Origin of the sequence: Saccharothrix coeruleofusca (assembly GCF_014648515.1) — a bacterium.
In the GTDB taxonomy this organism is placed as follows: Bacteria; Actinomycetota; Actinomycetes; order Mycobacteriales; family Pseudonocardiaceae; genus Actinosynnema; species Actinosynnema coeruleofuscum.
In genome coordinates, this window is record NZ_BMRG01000004.1 from 216,597 (window position 1) to 234,845 (window position 18,249).

Sequence of the window (18,249 nt, forward strand, 5' to 3'; positions counted from 1 at the left end):
ACAGGAGGAGCTCATGGTCACCCGCAGGACCCTGCTGACCGCCGCCGGAGCCGCCGTCGCGGGCGCAGCCCTCGGCCCCGGCGCGGCACGCGCGGACGCCACCATCGTCATCGACCCGGCCGCCGACTACGGCGCCTGGGAGGGCTGGGGCACGTCGCTGGCCTGGTGGGCCAACGTCTTCGGCGACCGGGACGACTTCGCCGACCTGTTCTTCACCACCGGCACCGTCACCTACAACGGCACCGCGCTGCCCGGCCTCGGCCTGAACATCGCCCGCTACAACCTCGGCGCGTGCGGCTGGAACAGCGTCGGCGGTGAGCGGATGGTCGCCTCGCCCAACATCCCGCGCTTCAAGCAGATCGAGGGCTTCTGGCAGGACTGGAACAACGCCGACCCGGCCTCCTCGGCGTGGAACTGGGACGCCGACGCCAACCAGCGCGCCGCCCTGGTCAAGGCGACCCGCCGGGGCGCGGTCAGCGAGCTGTTCGCCAACTCGCCGATGTGGTGGATGTGCCTGAACCACAACCCCTCCGGCGCGGCCGACGGCGGCAACAACCTCCAGCCGTGGAACTACCGCCAGCACGCCGCCCACCTCGCCGCCACCGCCCGCCAGGCCGAGGACCGCTGGGGCGTGTCGTTCGCGACCGTGGACCCGTTCAACGAGCCCTCCTCGGACTGGTGGCGCGCCGACGGCAAGCAGGAGGGCTGCCACGTCGACGCGGGTATCCAGCGCACGATCATCGCCCACCTGCGCGCCGAACTGGACCAGCGCGGCTTGTCCAACATCGTGGTCTCGGCGTCCGACGAGACCGGCTACGACCTCGCCCGCACCACATGGAACAGCTTCGACGCGCAGACCAGGGCGCTGGTGGGGCAGGTCAACGTGCACGGCTACCAGGGCTCCGGCGGTCGTCGCGACCTGCTGCACAGCGAGGTCCGGGCGGCGGGCAAGAAGCTGTGGAACTCCGAGACCGGAGACAGCGACGGCACCGGCCTGACCACCGCGCGCAACCTGTGCCTGGACTTCCGCTGGCTGCGCCCCACCGCGTGGTGCTACTGGCAGGTGATGGACCCCAGCGCGGGCTGGGCGGCGATCCACTACGACCCGACCACGCTGCGGGCGGGCGCGGTGCAGACCAAGTACTACGTGCTGGCGCAGTTCACCCGCCACATCCGGCCGGGGATGCGCGTGCTGCCCACCGGCGTCGACAACGCGGTCGCCGCCTACGACCCCGCCGGGCGACGCCTGGTGATCGTCGCGGTCAACACCGGCGCGGCGCAGGCGCTGACCTTCGACCTGTCCCACTTCGGCCAGGTGACCGGGGGAGCGGACGGACAGGTGCCGCGCTGGGTGACGTTGACCTCGGGCGCGGGGGACCGGTACACCCGATACCTGGACACCCGCGTGGACGGCAAGTCGGTCCGGGTGCCCTTCGCCGCGGGTTCGGTGCAGACGCTCCAAGTCGACGGGGTGGTGGAGTGACACGAACGAATGAAACGTTTCAGGCGCCGCGGTTGGCCCTCCGGGAGGTCTCCAAGACCTTCGGGTCGGTCCAGGCGCTGCGCGGTGTCTCGCTGTCGCTGCACGCGGGGGAGGTGCACGCGCTGGCGGGCGAGAACGGCGCGGGCAAGTCCACCGCGGTGCGGATCATCGGCGGCGAGCACCGCCCCGACAGCGGCGAAGTGCTGCTGGAGGGCCGTCCGGTGCGCTTCGCGTCGCCGCGCGAAGCGCACCGCCACGGTGTCGCGGTGATCCACCAGGAACCCGCCTGCTTCCCGGACCTGTCGGTGGCCGAGAACGTGTTCATGGGCGTGCTGCCGCTTCGGGCGGGGCGCCGGGTGGACCGGCGCGAGACCCACCGCCGCACCGCGGAGGTGTTCCGGCGGCTGGGCGTGCGCGTCGACCCGGCCCGGCCGGTGCGCGGGCTGTCCGTGGCCGACCGGCAGCTCATCGAGGTCGCCAAGGCGCTGGTCGCCGACGCGCGGGTGATCGTGATGGACGAGCCGACCGCTGCGCTGTCGCCGGTGGAGGTGCGACGGCTGTTCGAAGTGGCTCGTGGTCTGGTCGCGCGGGGTGCGGCGCTGCTGTTCATCTCGCACCGCCTGGACGAGGTCTACCAGCTGTGCGACCGGGTCACCGTGCTGCGCGACGGCGCCCCGGTCACCACCGGGACCGTCCCCGAACTCGACGCCGACGCGCTGGTCCGCGCCATGGTCGGCCGCCCGGTCGAGCAGCTGTTCCCGCGCCGCGACACCGAGCCGGGCCCGGATGCCCTGGTGGTGCGCGGGCTGACCAGGGCGGGGGCGTTCGAGGACATCTCCTTCGCGGTGCGCCGGGGCGAGGTGGTCGGACTGGCGGGCCTGGTCGGGTCCGGCCGCTCGGAGGTGGCGCGGGCGATCTTCGGCGTGGACGGCCGCGACCACGGCCGCGTGCTGCTGCACGGACACGAACTGCCCGCAGGCGACCCGCGCGCGGCCATTCGCGGCGGCCTGGCGCTGGTCCCGGAGGACCGCCGCGAACAGGGGCTGGTGCCGGAGCTGCCCATCGAGCGCAACGCGGCACTGGCCCGGCTGCGCCAGGTCTCGCCGCTGGGCCTGACCCGGCGCTCGCGCGAGCGGGCACTGGCCGCCCGGTGGGCGCGGCGGCTGGGCATCAAGCACCGGCGGCTGTCCGACCCGGCCGCCACGCTCTCCGGCGGCAACCAGCAGAAGGTCGTGCTGGGCAAGTGGCTGGCCACCGAGCCGACGGTGCTCATAGTCGACGAGCCAACCCGCGGCATCGACATCGGCGCGAAGGTCGAGGTGCACGCGCTGCTGTCGGACCTGGCCGCGCGCGGCATGGCCGTGCTGCTGATCTCCTCCGAGCTGCCCGAGGTGCTAGGCATGGCCGACCGCGTGCTGGTGATGCGGGAAGGGCGGATCACCGCCGAGCTGTCCGGGGAGTCGGCCACCGAGGAGGCCGTGATGCGCGCGGCTGTGCTGGATTGACCCGGCTCTGCCGGGTCGGGCTCGGCCGCCTGGGAGTCGGTCCATCGGCACGCGTTTCGTGCCGATCGAAGGGCGTGATCGGCACGAAAGGCATCCCGACAGACCGACGCGGCTGTGTTGGATGGCCGCTGCTTCGCAGACGGCGGCTCGGCCGCCCGGAAGTCGGTCCATCGGGACGCGTTTCGGAAAAAATCGAAGAGCGTGATTTTTTCCGAAAGGCATCCCGACAGACCGACGCGGCCTCGCGTGGTGGTTGGGAAAGGACGGCATTGCGCGGAGTGGGTGGTGGGAGGTGGTTCGGTGTGAGGTTGGGGCGGGAGAGCGGCGTCGCGCTGGTGCTGGTGGTCGTGGTCGGGGTGACGGCGGCGGTGAACCCGGCGTTCGTCAGTGGCCGTGGGGTGCATGATCTGCTGCTCAACGCCTCGATCGTCGCGCTGCTGGCGATCGGGCAGGCGCCGCTGGTGATCACCCGCAACATCGACCTGTCGGTCGGCTCGGTGCTGGGGCTGGCGGCGTTCCTGTCCGGCCAGCTGTTCCTGGCCGACCGGGACACGCCGGTGGTGCTCGTGGTGCTGGCGGGTGCGGCGCTGGGCGCGGCGTGCGGGGCGCTCAACGGCGCGCTGGTGGCCGTGGCGAAGGTGCCCGCGCTGGTGGTCACCCTCGGCACGCTGTACGTCTTCCGCGGCGTCGACTACGGCTGGGCCAGCGCCTCCGGCGTGCACCAGGTCAACGCCGACCGGATGTCCCCGCGGTTCCTGGCCTTCGGCAGCGGCTCGGTGCTGGGCGTGCCCAACCTCGCGCTGATCGCGCTGGTCGCGCTGCTGGTCGTCGGGTTCGCCCTGCGCGACTCCCGATCCGGTCGCGAGCTGTACGCCATCGGCTCCAACCCCGACGCCGCGCGGCTGGCGGGCATCCCGGCGGGCAGGCGGGTCTTCGGCGCGTTCGTGCTCTCCGGGACGCTGGCGGGTTTGGCCGGCGTGCTGCACGCCGCGTACTTCGGCACGGTCAACGCCTCCGTGGGCACGGGGCGTGAGCTGGCCGTGGTGGCCGCGGTGGTGGTCGGCGGCGTGGCGATCTTCGGCGGCAGCGGCACCGTGCTGGGTGCGGCGCTGGGCGCGCTGCTGCTGACCACGGTGACCGGTGCGCTGCCGGTGCTGGGCGTGCCCGCCTTCTGGCAGCGGGCGGTGGACGGGGCGGCGCTGCTGGTGGCGATCTCGCTGGACCGCGCAGTGCTGCTGCGCGTGGTCGAACGCCTGCGAACGGGGAGAGGAGCGCGCCGTGGGTGACAAGCCGCTGCGCTGGGAGGCGGTCCTGCTGGTGCTGTGCGCGGCGGTGTTCGTCGCGGGAGCCGCGACCACGCCCGGTTTCACCGACGCCGACAACATCGGCTTCCTGCTGCTGGACCACACCGCGGTGGCGCTGCTGGCGCTGGCGCTGCTGCCGGTCGTGCTGGTCGGCGAGATCGACCTGTCGGTGGCCTCGACGCTGGGCCTGTGCTCGGCGCTGACCGGCGTGCTGTGGGACGCCGGTGTGCCGTTCGAGACGATCGGACCGGTGGTGCTGCTGGCGGGCGCGCTGCTCGGCGCGGTCAACGCCGTCCTGGTGGTGGGGCTGGGCCTGCCCTCGCTGGCGGTCACCATCGGCACCCTGGGCCTGTACCGGGGACTGGCCTACGTGGTGCTCGGCGACGGCGCGGTGACCGGGTTCCCGGAGAACTACCGGCCGATCGCCACCGACGCGGTCCCCGGCACCTTCCTGCCCTTCTCCGCGCTGCTGGTGCTGGTCGTCGGCGCGGCGATCGCGGTGGTCGTGCACGCCACGCCGGTCGGGCGCGCCCTGTACGCGATCGGGCTGGGGGAGCAGGCCGCGCGCTTCTCCGGCATCCGCGTGCGGCGGATCAAGTTCGCCCTGTTCGTCGCCTCCGGGCTGCTGTGCGCGGTGGCCTCGCTGGTCTACACCCTGCGCTACAACACCGCCCGCGCCGACAACGCGAGCGGGCTGGAGCTGGTCGCGGTCACCGCGGTGCTGCTGGGCGGCGTGTCGATCTTCGGCGGGCGCGGCACGGTGCTGGGCGTCGCGGGCGCCCTGCTGCTCACCGCTGGCCTGCGCAACGTGCTGCTGCTCAACGACGTGACCAACGAGGTCCAGAACGTCGTCAACGGACTGCTGCTGATCGTGTCGGTGCTGGTCCCGGTGGCGGCAGGCGCGCTGCGCGCCCGCCGCCGCACCGCCCCGGCCGCTGTTCCCGCACCCGTTCCAGAGGAGGCTCGACGATGACCCATCCCCGAACGCCGAACCGCGCCGCGGCGGCCACCCTGGCCGCGCTGCTGCTCCTGGCCGGGTGCGGCAGCACCACCAAGGGGTCCGCGCCCACCGCCGACGCGGGTGCGGGCACCGCGAAGGCCGATCCGAACGCGCCGATCAAGGAGGGGCTCAAGGTCGCCTTCCTGCCCAAGGAGATCGACAACCCCTACGAGGCGCTCATGGACCGCGGCGGCATCACCGCGGTCGGGGAGCTCAAGGGCGAGGGCAAGGAGGTCGGCCCGTCCGACGCCTCGGCGTCCTCGCAGGTCTCCTACATCACCACGCTGGTCCAGCAGCGCCAGGACGCCATCGTCATCGCGGCCAACGACCCCGACGCGGTCGCGCCCGCCCTCAGGGAGGCCATGGCCGAGGGCGTCGCGGTGGTCACCGTCGACTCCGACGCCGCCCACGACGCCCGCCGGGTGTTCGTCAACCAGGCCGACTCCGAGGAGATCGGCCGCTCGCAGATCCGGATGATCTCCCAGCAGATCGGCGGCCGGGGCAAGATCGCGGTCCTGTCGGCCACGCCCAACGCCACCAACCAGAACACGTGGATCGAGTTCATGCGCGATGAGCTCGGCAAACCCGAGCACGCGGGCATCGAACTGGTCAAGGTCGCCTATGGGGACGACGACGACCAGAAGTCCTTCCAGGAGACTCAGGCGCTGCTGCAGTCCACTCCGGACCTGAAGGGCATCGTCGCGCCCACCACCGTGGGCATCTCCGCCGCGGCCCGCTACCTGTCGACCTCGCCGCAGAAGGGGAAGGTCGCGCTGACCGGTCTGGGCACGCCCAACCAGATGCGGCAGTTCGTCAAGGACGGCACGGTCACCGCCTTCGCCCTGTGGGACCCCGAGGAGCTGGGTTACCTCGCCGGGTACGCCGCCGCCGCACTGGCCTCGGGGCGGATCACCGGGGCCCAGGGCGAGGTCTTCGAAGCGGGGTCGCTGGGCGAGCGCACCATCGGCGAGCACGGCGAGGTCATCCTCGGTCCGCCCACCACCTTCGACGCCGCCAACATCGACGACTACGACTTCTAGCTTGAGTTTTAACCTGTTCGGCGGGGGCGTGGAGTGGTCGACTTGGTCTTCTTGCCGCGTGTGGGTTTCTGCTTGTTTGTGCTGGTGACGGTGTGGACGTCGTGGCGTGCCGCGGGCTGATGGTTGGGCAGTCCTGTGGGGCGTCCCGGGCCGGGGCGAGAGGGTTTCGGGACACAGGCCGGACAGGCCAGTTGTGGACGCAGGTTCCGAAAACCCCGGCGGATCCGTGACGGGCTCAGCCGCTGGGTCGGCCGGGGTTTCTCCCAGGGACGACGCAGGTCGGTGGCAAGTTCGCGGGCGAGGCGGAGCTGGGTGCAGGTGAGGCCGGTGCGGGAGTGCCAGAGCCACACGGGTTTCGGAATCGCGCCCGATGGCAGACGCTCGACCTGCAGCCGGATCACGGTGCCTTCCAGGATCGGCAGCTCCTCGTCATGGGCGGCCCAGGCGATGCGGTGGGTCAACCGTGGGTGACACCAACCGCCCGCCCGCCGCCTGCGGGATCGACACCGCGCTCAACGCGGTCCGCAACCGCGCGAGGTCGATCCCGCCGCGAGCGAGCGCGGCATACCCGCTGCCATGCCCTCGCCGATGCTCGCCCACCAGGGACGACTCCGCGATCGAGCGTACCGGCCCATCGGCACACAACACCGCATCGGCGAGCTCGAACAACGCATCCGCACGCCGGGTCAGGCACCCGTAGAACTCACGCCGGAATCCGGACAACTCCCCGTCGACACGCCTGCCATCGGCGTGAGGCACACTGATCACCGCAGCCCTCTGGTCGATCTTCCAATTGTCGCAAGAAGGAATGATCGACCAAGGGCTGCACGCATGATCAACCAGGGGCAAGCAGACACCACCCGAAGGTTAAAAATCAAGCTAGTGACGTCGATCCGCGTCGAAGCAAGCGGCATTGCATCATCGCCGGTGCGTTCGTCGTGGTCGTCAACATCATCGCGTTCATCTTCAGCGATCAGGCTTCGCGGGCCACGGTGCTCGCCGGTGCATTGCTGGGCGGCTTCCTGGTGGACGCCGTCGTCGATTGGGCGAAGTACCGTCGCACCAAGGGATAGGACCCGAGGGTTGCAAGATCAAAGACGCCGGGGTTTGCGACCCGTCCAGTGTGGTGATCGATCCCAGGGCCGTGCCCGCCGGTTGGACCACGATCTGTCGACCCTGCGGCTGACGAGGCCCACAAGCCCACCGTGGACGGTGTCGGGGTAGCCCATGACCTCGTGCCACACGATCGTCTGTGGTTGATCGGCGCTATACGTATGGCGGTTTGGAATTGGAGCTCTACGGAGCTTCGGTCAGGGCCGAAGCTCCGCGCCGCCCCGCGTGCGCGCTTGGTGGTCGGGGACGACCCCACCACAACCAGCTCGGTCAATGGAATCCCACCCGCAGCCATGCTGACGCTCGATCACCAGCAGACGCCAGTCGTCGCATCGGGGACGACCGCTCGGATCACGATCGCACCGTGTGGGTCGGTGGTGGCTCACACCGATGCCGGCGTGAGCCACCACCGACCCGTGCGGTCCTACGCCGGCCGAATCGCCTTCAACCACAACCACACCCTCGATTTGTCACAACCCGAAGATCACCAGCTCGACAGTCGATAGCATTCACGTGCCCGTGGCGTTCGCCGAGAGGGAATGCGCACCCATGTCCGAAGCTCTCTCCCCGGCGAGAGATGACGTGGTCACACCGGGGGCGCGGCGCAGGTTCGTGGCCTCAACGGTGATCGACGCCGTCGGCAGCGGACTGTGGATGCCCTTCGCGCTGTTGTTCCTCGTGCACGGACGCGGTCTGGGGCTGGTCGAGTCCGGGGCGGCGCTGACCGTGGGTGGTTTCATCGGGTTGGCCTCGGTGCCGCTGGTCGGCACCGCCGCCGACCGAATCGGGTTCGTTCGCGTGCTCGTAGCGGGCAACGTCATCCGGTGCGCCTGCTTCCTGTGCTACCCCTTCGTGTCCAGCGCCTGGCAGGTGATAGTTCTTGCGGCGGTCATCAGCATCGGCGATCGGCTCTTCTGGACGGCCAACGCTCCGCTCGTCACCGCGCTGACCAGCGGTCGTGACGCCGAGAAGTTGATGGGAACCCAGACCATCGCCCGGTTCACCGGCGCAGGCATCGGTGCTGCCGCCGCGGCTGTGCTGCCTGCCATCGCCGGTGCCGCGATGTACAACCTGTTGGCGCTGGCCAACGCCGCCAGTTTCGCCCTCGCCGCCGTGCTGCTGTTCGGAGTCCCCGTGCCGGGTGCGCCGAGCGCTCCTCCCGATCCGACTGCCAAGCCGGTGAAGGGCAGTTGGCTGCTGTTGCTCCGCAACCGGCCGTACGTGGCGTTCTGCGCCACGCACGTGCTCTACGCGCTGGCCAGCGTCAGCAAGTTCGCCGTTCTGCCTCTGGTGGTGTTCGATGTCCTGCGTGGCCCCCAGTGGCTGCCCGGTGCGGCGGTCGCGGTCAGCACGGTGATCATCGTCACCAGCCAACGACCGATCACCGCGTGGTTCGCCCGCCGCAACCGGAGCACGGGCATGGTGACGGCAAGCATCCTGTTCGCCGTCTCGTTCGCCACGCTGGCCACGCTGACCGCGCTACCGATGTCGTTGGCCACGGTAGCGATCCTCGCGTTCAGCGTGCTGGCATCCGGCGCCGAGGCGATCTTCGCGCCCATCACCACCGCGACCGCCGCTGCCGCGGCGCCGCCGCACATGGGCGGGCGAGCTAGCGGCCTGTTCCAGCTGTCCTGGGGTGTCGCCCAAGTGGCTGCCCCGGTGTTGCTGACGGGCCTGTTGAGCCAGGGGAACGTGGTTCTGTGGTCGACCCTGGGCATCCTGGCCGCCCTGACGATCCCGGCCGTTCTGCGGCTGCGCGCATCCCTTCCTCCCGGCACGCTCTCCTGAGGCGTCGCGTCCCCCGCGCACGCGCCCTTCGAAGAAGGAGGCGATTTCCGAGTGCCGTGAGCTCACGTCCTCAACCGCCTCTGGTAACGGGAGATGCCGCAGGGCATTCCACCCCTTCCCATGCCGGCGCAGGCACCGCCCAACGCAGCCGCGCGGTGCAAGGAAATCATCCGTCACCGCTCTACCTGCCCCAAGCTTGAGTTCTAACCTTTGATGTCCGTTGTTGGGGTCTTGCCGGGCTCATGGTGTTGTGCCGGAAGCCGGTTTCGTGATCCCGCTGGGCGTCCGGGACCTGGGCGGCAGGGTTTCGGCGCGTTTGCGGGCAAGGCGATCATCGGTCGGATCGCACGAAACCCTCGACGGACCCGGGCCGGAGACAACCGGGCGGGTGTGGCCGGTGCGCGTTCCCGGGGACGGCGCCGATCCTCCACGAGAGACCGGCCGGACCGGAGCTGGGTGTAGACGGCGATCATCAGCCAGGTCCACCGATCCGCCGCCTGCGGGTCCCGGATGCGGGGTCGGGTCCAGTCCGGGGTCTGTCCGAAGACCCGGAACGTGTGTTCCGGGTCGAATCGGCGCAGGAACGTCTGCCACAGCCGGTCCACCCGTGCCGCGGTGACCTCTTCCCGGCCAGTGCTGAAGTGCCACAGCCACAACGGTTTCGGGGTGGCGGTGCCGGGCAGAGGCTGAACGTGCAAACGGATCCAGGTGCCTTCCACGATCGGTAGCACGTCCTCGTGCTCTGTCCAGGCGCCGACCCGCGTCAGCTTGGTGTGCAGGCGGTCCCAGGACTGGGCATGCGCTGCGCCGTAGCGGGTGCTGTCAGTGGAGGTGGACTGTGCCGGGGCCGGCCGGGTTGGTGAACCCGAACCGGGGTCCGTGACGGACGGGGCGCCCGCGCGTGCCGGGCGCTCTGGCCGGAGCGGGAGAACGCAAGACTCGATCGGAGCGCAGCCGGACCAGGACCGGGACCGGGAGATCGGCCGGCAGGAACGTCAGCCGGACACCGTCGTAGCCACTGCCGGCGACGGTCCGGATCTCCGGGTCGCCGGTCTGCCAGTGCCCGGCGACTATCAACCGGTCCACCACGTCGCGCAGCTGAGCCGCAGCCAGGTCGGTGCGGTCATCCTCCGGGCCGACCCGCACAGCGTCCGGCAACGCGGTCCAGGAGCTGCGACCCGGTTCCAGCGCGGCGACGAAGGAGTAGGGCCAGCCGGGGATCACCTGGGCTTGGCCGGCCCTTGCCCCGGCCGTAGGTGTGGCGGAACAGTCGCTGTGGGCTGGTGTCGGCGTCCGGGCGCAGCCAGTGGCTGATGTCGATGGCCGGCATGACGCGGCCGTCGTCGTCGCGCGGAATCGGTTGGCGGGCAACGATACCGCGGAACCGGTCGGTGTCGATCCGCCCCTGGTTCAGCGCCTGGTACAGGGTGCCATGGCCGCGCCGGTGCTCTGGCGTCAGCGACAACTCGACCAGCGAGGTGACCGGCCCGTCGGCACAGAGTGCCGCATCGCTCAACTCGAACAACGCATCCGCTCGTGCGGCGAGACACTGGTGGAACCGTTCACGGAACCGAGAAAGGTCCCCGGTGCGGCGCCCGCGCCGGTGTGATGCACACCGATCATCGAAGCCCTTGGTGTGATCTCCCATCTTTCGCAAGAAGGATGATCAACCAAGGGCTTCATCCATGATCAACCAGGACGCCGTGCCCGTCCTGCAACGCCCGCCCTACATCGCCTGGCCACACAGCGGATCCGACTTTGCCGGGACCCTGGGGATTGACCCCACGTGTGGAATTTGTGGTCCGATCAGTCCACCGAGCGACGAGCGCATGGATGCTCCGTACCGGCCTCCCGGACGCTTTCGCGTGGTTCTCCAACGGTTCGCAGGCCAAGATGCCACCTTTGAGTGCTGAATCTCGTCAGGAGTTGACGGGAGCCGTGATCGTCAAAGGAGGGAACACGCAATGAGCAGGACGGTAAGAGCCGGGCTCGCCACGGTGTTGGTCGGCTTGGCCTTCGCAGGCGCGACCGGTCTGACGCCCGCCGCGTCAGCGTCACCAACGGCCAACGAAGTCCGCAATACAGGCACGATCGGCATCGGTGCCATCCAGGTGTTCGACGGTCAATACAAACATCCCGGTCAGTACGATGACCTGATTCCAGGCGGGCGCTTTTCGGGCTACGCCCACACCGCAGGCCTTTACGTCGGGCCGGGATTCTGCGTAAGACTTCGCGGTTGGCTTTACGGGACCGAGCAAAATCCCCCGCCTCCGTCAGGCCTGACGGACCCTCAACTCCTTCCAGGTGGAACAAGCGGAGCTCAATGGGAGCTCAGTGACGCCTACCCTGGTTTCGACGCGAGGGCATTGCCGGCCAGCGATCCTGGCTGTCAAAACCCGTAACCCAGCGCCAACGCCGAACAGTCCTGGACACCTGAGTAGTCACACTGACAGGGCCTGGCGCGTCCAACAGCTCCTTGGCGGCGAGGAGGCTGTCACCGTGGAGAAGGCTGGCCCGCTCGCTGATATCTCGGCGACCGGGTCGGCCTGAGCCGCTTAGTGATCAGTTCAGAATGAGTTTGCGCAGGCAGATGATCGAGCAGGCCGGACTCAGGATGGCTTGGTGGACGTCGGCTCGTCGTTCGGTGCGGATGCGGAGTCGTCGGAAGCCTTTGAGCCAGGCGAAGGTGCGTTCGACTGGCCAGCGGACTGTGCCCAGGTCGAAGGCCGGTGGTCGTCCGCCGTGTGAGCCCAGGGACGCTCGGCGGGCGATCTGGTCCTTGCGTTCGGGGCAGGTGAACCGGACGTGGCGGGTTCGCATGGCCTGTCGGGTCGAGGTGTGCGAGTAAGCCTTGTCCGCGGTGACCGCCTCGGGTCGGACGCGCGGGTGGCCGGGACCGGTGCGGGCGACGCGGATGCCGTCGAGCAGCGGCAGCAGTTGCGGGTTGTCCCCGGCCTGGCCGGGTGTGATCAGGATGCGCATCGGCAGGCCGCGTCCGTCGACCGCCAGGTGGATCTTGGTGCTCAGCCCGCCCTGGGAGCGTCCGAGTCCTTCCCCGTCGACGGCGAGGGCGTCGACCCCAGGGGTGGCATCCCCCTTTTTTCCGGGCCTCGGCGGCGTGCCGGTGGGGCCCGGACGACGCTGGAGTCGACGCTGGAGTCGACGCTGATGACCCACTCCAGCTCGCCGACCGAGTCGTCCTTGACGATCACGCGGTCCGGGTCCGCAGCCGTTCGTGCGCGGTCTTGCGCGGCCCGTACCGGTCGGGCAGGTCCCGCCAGGGGCGCCGGTGCGCAGCTTCCACAGGATCGCGTTGATCACCTGACGGTGATCCCGCCACCTGCGACCACGCCCCGACACCGGTAACAACGACTCGATCGCCGCCCACGCCCGATCGGTCAGCTCACCACGGCCTACCACCCACCAGAACTATCAGACACCCTGATCGCAGACTTACAGGACACTGCCTAGGCGGAGCCATGCGCAAAGCCCTCCCCGCGGCCGTGGCGCTGGCCGCGGGCCTCACCCTGCCCGGCGCGGCCCACGCGGCACCCGGTGTGACGTTGCTGTCGGACACCCTGCTCGACCGCTCGGGCATCTACTTCGTGTCCTACGACGGGCTGGTCAACAACAACGCCTTCCAGCAGGACGCCATTCTCACCCATGCGGGTTACCAGTACGCCGCCTGGTACACGGCGAGCCGGAACGCTGTAATCGCCCGCCGCTCCCTGGCCGACAGCACCCGGTGGGAGACCGCGACGCTGCCGCACACCCTGAGCGCCAACGACTCCCACAACGTGATCTCGCTGGGCATCTCGCCGCAGGACGGCACCCTGCACGTGGCGATGGACACCCACAACACCCGCCTGTACTACGCGAAGTCCGTCGACGGGCTGGCCTCGCGGCCCGCCGCGCACCAGTGGGGATCAGCGGTGTTCGGCGCGGTGCAGCGCACGCTCGGCGGGGCCGAGCTGGGCGACATGACCTACCCGCAATTCGTCGTCACCCCGGAGGGCGTCCTCCAGTTCAGCTACCGGACGGGGGGATCGGGTAACGGCGTCAACGAGCTCGCCGAGTACTCCGGCGGATCTTGGCGCAAGCTCGGCGCGTGGAGCTCAGCGACCGGGAACTACACCGGCCCCAACGGCGTGGTGTCCACGACGCGCAACATGTACCTGCACGGCCTGACCTACGACCACCGAGGACGGCTGCACGCGGCGTTCACCTGGCGCGAGGGCAACACGGGCGTGCTGTGCAGCTCCGGCGGCCTGGCCAACCACGACACCGGTTACGTCTACAGCGACGATCGCGGCCGGACCTGGCGCAACGGCGAGGGGGCGGTGGTGGGCACCACCGGCGGGACCGGGGTCGGCATCGGCTCGCCGGGCCTGGTGGCCGACCCCCTCGACCCGAACCACGGCCTGATGAACCAGGAGGGGCAGGCGGTCGACTCCACCGGCACGCCGCACGCGGTGATCAGCTACGTGCCCGGCCGGTTCACTCAGTGCGTCACCAGCTACGCCCGGCAGCGCGCGCAGTACGCGCGCGCGTTCCACCTGGTGCGCGGCTCCGACGGCCGGTGGACCAAGCGCGAGGTGCCCGTGGCCCCCGGCCACACCCAGCGCACGAAGATCGTCTTCGACCGGGCCGACAACGCCTACCTGATCATGCCCAGGGGGAGGATCGTGTCGGCGAGCAAGGCCAGCGGGTGGACCGACTGGGCCCTGGTGTTCGACAACCCGGCCATGAACGCCTTCGGCGAGGTGAACGTGGACACCTCCCGGCTGCCCGCTGAAGGCGTGATCTCCGTGCAGTACCAGCAGATCTCCAGCGGCACGACGCCCTCGCCTGTCAGAGTGGCCGACCTCCGCCTAGGTTGACAGGAGAACCCGATGCGCACCCGCTTGCACACCGCTGTGCTCGCTGTGGCCGCGACGCTGGTCGCCCTGCTCGTCCGCGCCCCCGCGGCCGAAGCGGTCGGTCCGGCCCCGCACTACCTGATGACCGCGTTCACCAACACCAGCGAGTCCAACATGTACGTCTACGACTCGCCGGACGCGACGGACTTCGCACTGGTCAGGGCCAACGCCTACACCCCGCCGACCGGCCTGATCCGCGACCCGAGCGTCATGCGGCACACCGATGGCCGCTACTACGTCGTGCACACCACCGGATGGACCGGCGACACCATCGCCTTCGCCCGCAGCACCGACGGCGTGAACTGGACCTTCCTGCGGACCCTCACCGTGGGGCTCAACGGCGCCACCGGCAGCACGTGGGCGCCGGAGTGGTTCAAGGACACCGACGGCAGCGTCCACGTGATCTTCTCCGCCTCGCGCGAGGGCGTCGGCGGGCAGTTCCGCCCGTACCGGATCACCGCCACCCGCGGCGACCTGTCGAGGTGGACCGCGCCGACCCCGCTGGGCATCCCGGCGAACTTCATCGACAGCTTCCTGGTCAAGGTCGACGGCACGTACCACAACTTCCTCAAGAACGAGACCACCAAGTACGTCGAGCACGCGGTAGCGCGGTCGCTGGCGGGACCGTGGCACTTCGTGGGCACCGGCGACTGGGCGGGCTGGGGACCGGGCCTGGAGGGGCCCGCCCTGGTGCAGCTGCCCAACGGGCGGTGGCGGATCTACTTCGACCAGTACGGCGCGGGCCGCTACTTCTACGCCGACACCCCGGACCTGCGGGCCTTCGGCGCGAAGGCGGAACTGCCGGGCCTGTCCGGCGTCGCTCGGCACTTCACCGTGCTGCGGGAGGAGGTCGGGGACCGCACCGCCGTCCCGGCGGGCAACCGCTCGCTGCGCTCGGTCGACCACCCCGACCGGTATGTGCGGCACCGTGACAACGTCGCCTACCTGGAGCCGGTGAGCACGGCCCTGGACCGGCAGGACGCCACCTTCTCCGTGGTGGCGGGCCTGGCGCACACCGACTGCTACTCGTTCGAGTCGTCCAACTACCCCGGCCACTTCCTGCGCCACCGGGGGACGGCGCTGGTGCTGGGCCGGTTCGACGGGTCGGCCGAGTTCCGCGGCGACGCGACCTTCTGCGGCCGGGCCGGGCTGGCGGGCCGGGGGACCACGTCGTTCGAGTCCTACGACCACCCCGGCCACTACCTGCGCCACGCGGGCCAGGAGATGAGGGTGGAACCACGGGAGTTAGGCGGGAGGTTCGCCGCTGACGCCTCCTTCAGCGTGGTCGCGCCGCTGGCCTGACCGCCACGGCGACAGGTCCAGGCCGGGGTAGCGCAGCGCCGTGCCCGCCAGCGTCTCCTCGGTCCAGAACGGGTGCCCCGGCGGCGGGAACCCGAACAGCGCGAGCTGCCGGGGCGTGGCGCGCTCCACGAACCGGTACCAGGCGGGCTCGTGGCCTGCCGCGACCCACCCCGTGCGGTGCCCCCACTCGACCTCGGCGCGCCGGTAGCCCAGTTGCATCGAGTAGCGCGCGCCGCCGGGGCGGGACAGGCCGGTGCCGCGGTGGAAGGTGCCCGTCTCGAAGGCCACCACCGTGCCCGCCGGTCCCGCGGCGGACACCTCGTGCGCGTACAGGGCGGCATGCCCTGGTTCGACGAAGTCGTCCGCGACGTCGGCCGGACCGGGGACCAGCCAGTTCGGCTTGGCCCCGAACCCGGTCGTGCGCGTCCTGGGAACCAGGTGCGGCGGACCCAGCTCCTCGGGCACGTCGACCAGGTAGACGAACATCTCCAGCTGCCGGAAGCGCGGGTCCGCGCTGGGCACGGTCACCGTGTGGTTGAGGTAGTCGCGGTGCAGTGCCTGGTCGTAGTCGGCCGCCCCGGTGTACTTCGCCCACGCCTCGGCCGTGTAGAGCCGCAGGTCGTCGTCCTCCAGCAGGGTCCGGGCGAGGTCGATCAGGAGGTCGTGCACGGCCAGCAGGCTGATCTCGGTGCTGGCGAAGGGGAAGCTGTCGATGCCCGCGAACTCGTCTTCGAGGAAGCGCTGCCGCCGCGGGTCGCTGCCGTCGTGGAACGCCTGCGGTGAGGGGAACATCAGCTCCAGTTCGGCCAGCGCCGGGCGCAGCACCTCGGCGGGCAGGTAGCCGGGCAGGACGGCGAACCCCCGGTCCCGCCAGCTCTTCACGGCCGCGCTCAGCTCCACCCGCCCACTGTCGCAGCCCGGATTCGATACGGTCGAACGAGTTTTCGCCGCTGCGGAGAGGCACGCCCATGGAACTCAGCGCAGAGCTGGTGGTCGACGGGTGTCCGCCGTCGACCCCGGTGCTGTCGCCGGACGGCCGCTGGGTGGCTTACGCCGTGGCCCCCATCGGCCGCACCGGCGAGCACCCGTCGAGCCGGTTGTGGGTCACCGCGGCTGGCGGCAGCGCGCCGCCGCGGCAGCTGGACCTGCCACCGGCCTACGTGTCGTGCCCGCAGTGGGCCTCGGACTCCGAATCCCTGTTCTTCCTGTCCGACCACGGCTCACCGGGCGTGGCGCAGCTGCACCGGGTCGGCCGCACCGGCGGGGACGTCCAGCGGCTGACCGACTGGCGCGGCGGGATCGACGCCTGCCGCCGCTCGGCCGATCCCGACGTGGTGGTGATCATCGCCGCCGACGAGCCCGCCGAGCCGGAGAACCCGGCTGACGCCTGGGTGCGCGGTCGTCCGGCCCCGTCCCGGCTGCGGTTGCTCGACCTGCGCACCGGGCGGGTCCGCACGCCCGCGTCGTTCGGCGGCAGGCACGTGGTCGACGCGGTCCAGCGCCCCGACGGCGGGCCGCTGGCGGTGCTGACCTGGTCCACCCCGGACATCGATCCCGGCCTGGTCAACCCCGCGCTGCACCTGCTCGACCCCGGCACCGGCGAGGCCCGCGACCTCGGCCCCACCCCGGCCGACGCCCACTCGCCCGCGTGGTGGCGCGGCGAGCGGTGGCACCTGGCCTACCTCGCGCTCACCCCGCCGGGGCTGCACGGCGGAACCGCCGTGTTCGACCTGGAGGTGCCCGACACCGGACCGGCCGGGGCGCACCGCAACCTCACGGCCCGCCTGCCCGCGTGCCCGGCGGAGCTGGTCCAGGTCGACCGAGGTGCGCCGCTGGTGCTGGTCGCCGACGGTCTGGACACCGCGATCCACCGGTTGGCACCCGACGGCCCGGTGCGGCTGTCGCGGATCAGGGGCCGGGTCGGACAGCTCAGCGCCGACCGGGGCGGTGACGTGGTCGCGGCGGTGGTCAGCGCGGCCGACGAGCCGCACGACGTGCACGCGGGCCCCGTCGGCGGTCCGCTCACCCGGCGCAGCGACACCCGCCCCGAACTGCGCGGCATCCGGTGGGGCGACCAGCAGCGGCTGTCCTGGCAGGCGGGCGACGGGCTCGCGCTGGACGGCCTGCTGGTCCTGCCACCGGGGCGTTCCCGGCAGGACGGGCCGTTCCCGCTGGTGACCCTGGCCCACGGCGGCCCCTACGACCGGTACGCCGACGAGTTCGCGCTGCACTGGGCGCCGTCCGGGCAGTGGCTCGCGCACGCCGGGTACGCGGTGTTCCTGCCGAACCCGCGCGGCGGCCAGGGCCGGGGGCACGACTTCGCCGCGGCCGTCGCGGGCGCGGTCGGCCAGCAGGAGTGGACCGACGTCCTCAGCGGGATAGACCTGCTGGTCGCCGAGGGCGTCGCCGACCCCGACCGGCTGGGCATCGGCGGGTGGAGCCACGGCGGGTTCACCGCCGCCTGGGCGGTCGGCCGGACCGACCGGTTCGCCGCCGCGGTGGTGGGCGCGGGGATCAGCGACTGGGGGATGCTGGCGGCCACCGGCGAGTGGGGCGCGTTCGAGGCCGCGCTCGGCGGCAGCACCGGCTGGGAGGGCGTCGGTCCGCACCCGCACGACCGGCTCAGCCCGATCTCCTACGCCTCGGCCATCCGCACGCCGGTGCTGATCCTGCACGGGGCGGAGGACACCAACGTGCCGCTGTCGCAGGCCGAGTACCTGCACCGCGCCCTGCGCCGGTTCGGCGTCGAGCACGAGTACGTGGTCTACCCCGGCGAGAACCACTCCATCCGCGGG

The 18,249-nt window shown here is 70.9% G+C and carries 17 protein-coding genes and 1 pseudogene; 10 read left to right on the top strand and 8 right to left on the bottom strand.

Features of this window, described 5'->3' with window-relative positions; all coding sequences use genetic code 11:
- Nucleotides 1–13 precede the first annotated feature (13 nt).
- From IEZ00_RS13130 to rhaS, 5 genes are all read left to right on the top strand, one after another.
- The gene (locus IEZ00_RS13130; protein ID WP_189223504.1) at nt 14–1,483 is read left to right on the top strand and encodes a glycoside hydrolase; all 1,470 of its coding nucleotides are present in this window, start codon (nt 14–16) and stop codon (nt 1,481–1,483) included.
- 32 nt (nt 1,484–1,515) lie between these two features.
- Nucleotides 1,516–2,988 carry a sugar ABC transporter ATP-binding protein gene (locus IEZ00_RS13135; protein ID WP_229795566.1) on the top strand — a complete coding sequence of 491 codons (1,473 nt, stop codon included), beginning with the start codon at nt 1,516–1,518 and terminating at the stop codon, nt 2,986–2,988.
- Between the two features lie 302 nt (nt 2,989–3,290).
- Complete coding sequence (locus tag IEZ00_RS13140; RefSeq protein ID WP_189223506.1) at nt 3,291–4,274, top strand: ABC transporter permease; 984 nt, start codon at nt 3,291–3,293, stop codon at nt 4,272–4,274.
- Nucleotides 4,267–5,265, top strand: coding sequence for an ABC transporter permease (locus tag IEZ00_RS13145; protein ID WP_189223507.1), 999 nt, complete (start codon nt 4,267–4,269; stop codon nt 5,263–5,265). The genes IEZ00_RS13140 and IEZ00_RS13145 overlap by 8 nt, the downstream gene beginning before the upstream one ends.
- On the top strand, nt 5,262–6,332 hold the full coding sequence (gene rhaS, locus IEZ00_RS13150) for a rhamnose ABC transporter substrate-binding protein (RefSeq protein WP_189223508.1): 1,071 nt from the start codon (nt 5,262–5,264) through the stop codon (nt 6,330–6,332). Before IEZ00_RS13145 ends, rhaS begins: the two co-directional genes overlap by 4 nt.
- An 8-nt stretch (nt 6,333–6,340) precedes the next feature.
- Here rhaS and IEZ00_RS36560 read toward each other — a convergent pair whose 3' ends face one another.
- Together IEZ00_RS36560 and IEZ00_RS36565 are read right to left on the bottom strand one after the other, a co-directional pair.
- On the bottom strand, nt 6,341–6,793 hold the full coding sequence (locus tag IEZ00_RS36560; protein WP_229795568.1) for a hypothetical protein: 453 nt from the start codon (nt 6,791–6,793) through the stop codon (nt 6,341–6,343).
- Nucleotides 6,762–7,181, bottom strand: a complete 420-nt coding sequence (locus IEZ00_RS36565; RefSeq protein WP_229795570.1) for a transposase — start codon at nt 7,179–7,181, stop codon at nt 6,762–6,764. Before IEZ00_RS36565 ends, IEZ00_RS36560 begins: the two co-directional genes overlap by 32 nt.
- Before the next feature lie 89 nt (nt 7,182–7,270).
- On the opposite strand from IEZ00_RS36565, the gene IEZ00_RS37745 reads away from it, so the two are divergent.
- Nucleotides 7,271–7,405 carry a hypothetical protein gene (locus tag IEZ00_RS37745; protein WP_268248705.1) on the top strand — a complete coding sequence of 45 codons (135 nt, stop codon included), beginning with the start codon at nt 7,271–7,273 and terminating at the stop codon, nt 7,403–7,405.
- A 559-nt stretch (nt 7,406–7,964) separates the two neighbouring features.
- Nucleotides 7,965–9,233: an MFS transporter gene (locus tag IEZ00_RS13160; RefSeq protein WP_229795572.1), complete on the top strand. Its 1,269-nt coding sequence runs from the start codon at nt 7,965–7,967 to the stop codon at nt 9,231–9,233.
- A gap of 822 nt (nt 9,234–10,055) precedes the next feature.
- Here IEZ00_RS13160 and IEZ00_RS38100 read toward each other — a convergent pair.
- The 5 genes and pseudogenes from IEZ00_RS38100 to IEZ00_RS38120 form a co-directional block, all read right to left on the bottom strand.
- Nucleotides 10,056–10,457, bottom strand: coding sequence for a transposase (locus tag IEZ00_RS38100; protein WP_373293116.1), 402 nt, complete (start codon nt 10,455–10,457; stop codon nt 10,056–10,058).
- Nucleotides 10,357–10,758, bottom strand: coding sequence for a transposase (locus IEZ00_RS38105; RefSeq protein WP_268248706.1), 402 nt, complete (start codon nt 10,756–10,758; stop codon nt 10,357–10,359). Before IEZ00_RS38105 ends, IEZ00_RS38100 begins: the two co-directional genes overlap by 101 nt.
- Before the next feature lie 1,037 nt (nt 10,759–11,795).
- Nucleotides 11,796–12,260, bottom strand: a complete 465-nt coding sequence (locus IEZ00_RS38110) for an IS5 family transposase (protein ID WP_373293134.1) — start codon at nt 12,258–12,260, stop codon at nt 11,796–11,798.
- The gene (locus IEZ00_RS38115; protein ID WP_373293135.1) at nt 12,257–12,445 is read right to left on the bottom strand and encodes a hypothetical protein; all 189 of its coding nucleotides are present in this window, start codon (nt 12,443–12,445) and stop codon (nt 12,257–12,259) included. Before IEZ00_RS38115 ends, IEZ00_RS38110 begins: the two co-directional genes overlap by 4 nt.
- Before the next feature lie 61 nt (nt 12,446–12,506).
- A pseudogene (locus IEZ00_RS38120) lies at nt 12,507–12,653 on the bottom strand (transposase); the annotation flags it as partial.
- A gap of 59 nt (nt 12,654–12,712) precedes the next feature.
- Between IEZ00_RS38120 and IEZ00_RS13175 the strand changes: the two are divergent.
- Both IEZ00_RS13175 and IEZ00_RS13180 read left to right on the top strand, forming a co-directional pair.
- Nucleotides 12,713–14,113, top strand: a complete 1,401-nt coding sequence (locus IEZ00_RS13175) for a BNR repeat-containing protein (protein ID WP_189223509.1) — start codon at nt 12,713–12,715, stop codon at nt 14,111–14,113.
- Between the two features lie 12 nt (nt 14,114–14,125).
- On the top strand, nt 14,126–15,454 hold the full coding sequence (locus IEZ00_RS13180; RefSeq protein WP_189223510.1) for a glycoside hydrolase family 43 protein: 1,329 nt from the start codon (nt 14,126–14,128) through the stop codon (nt 15,452–15,454).
- Here the strand turns inward: IEZ00_RS13180 and IEZ00_RS13185 are convergent.
- Nucleotides 15,398–16,354: a phytanoyl-CoA dioxygenase family protein gene (locus IEZ00_RS13185; protein WP_189223511.1), complete on the bottom strand. Its 957-nt coding sequence runs from the start codon at nt 16,352–16,354 to the stop codon at nt 15,398–15,400. The two genes, IEZ00_RS13180 and IEZ00_RS13185, sit on opposite strands and share 57 nt — an antisense overlap.
- A gap of 68 nt (nt 16,355–16,422) precedes the next feature.
- Here IEZ00_RS13185 and IEZ00_RS13190 point away from each other — a divergent pair.
- Nucleotides 16,423–18,249 (top strand): S9 family peptidase (locus IEZ00_RS13190; RefSeq protein ID WP_229795574.1); only part of this gene is annotated, 1,827 nt, incomplete at its 3' end.

Bases quoted from the DNA above. Each gene is read 5' to 3' on its own strand.
- IEZ00_RS13175 (WP_189223509.1), top strand. From the start codon at position 12,713: ATGCGCAAAGCCCTCCCCGCGGCCGTGGCGCTGGCCGCGGGCCTCACC.
- rhaS (WP_189223508.1), top strand. From the start codon at position 5,262: ATGACCCATCCCCGAACGCCGAACCGCGCCGCGGCGGCCACCCTGGCC.
- IEZ00_RS13130 (WP_189223504.1), top strand. From the start codon at position 14: ATGGTCACCCGCAGGACCCTGCTGACCGCCGCCGGAGCCGCCGTCGCG.
- IEZ00_RS13180 (WP_189223510.1), top strand. From the start codon at position 14,126: ATGCGCACCCGCTTGCACACCGCTGTGCTCGCTGTGGCCGCGACGCTG.